Source organism: Pedobacter sp. 05L430 (assembly GCF_056397585.1).
In genome coordinates, this window is record NZ_JBFTNT010000610.1 from 1 (window position 1) to 612 (window position 612).

The 612-nt window shown below is 34.6% G+C and carries 1 protein-coding gene and 1 pseudogene; both read left to right on the top strand.

The window, feature by feature from the left end; translation table 11 throughout:
- On the top strand, window positions 1-290 hold a 290-nt coding region (locus AC1DG9_RS27605; RefSeq protein ID WP_477635770.1), incomplete at its 5' end, for a DUF3347 domain-containing protein.
- Window positions 291-412: 122 nt separating this feature from the next.
- Window positions 413-612: pseudogene (gltA, locus tag AC1DG9_RS27610) on the top strand (citrate (Si)-synthase); the annotation flags it as partial.

A 612-nucleotide genomic window follows, 5' to 3' on the forward strand; every position in this document is an offset into this window, starting at 1 on the left:
CTAATTTTCCAGGTTGTGAGAATACGGCTATAATTGCAGAAAAAATAGCTTCGGCCAAAGACATAGCCTCGCAAAGAAAAGAATTTACTTATTTGAGCTCAGATGTAATTGCGATGTTTAAACACGCAGATTTGAAAAAAGGCTCTATTTATGTTCAACATTGCCCTATGGCCAATAAAGGAGAGGGCGGGGATTGGCTGGCTTCCGAAAAACAGATTCAGAACCCTTATTATGGAGATGAAATGATGGATTGCGGCGCAGTTTTGGAAGAGATCAAACCCAGTAAGTAGTTGTTAATCTTACTTGATTTTGACCCACATTTAATAATTATTTAACAGCTTTGTTATAGTTGATTTAATGCTAATAGAAAAGGATTAGTTAGTTTTGTTTATTATAAATTTAAGATATATATATGTCAGATATTGCAGAAATTAAGATTGATGGGAAGATATACGAATTCCCAGTTATAACAGGTTCCGAAGGAGAGAAGGCCATAGATATTTCCAAACTTAGAGACTTAACAGGTCATATTACTTTAGATTTTGGCTATAAAAACACTGGGTCAACAAAAAGTGCCATCACTTTTCTTGATGGTGAAAAGGGAGTTCTAAA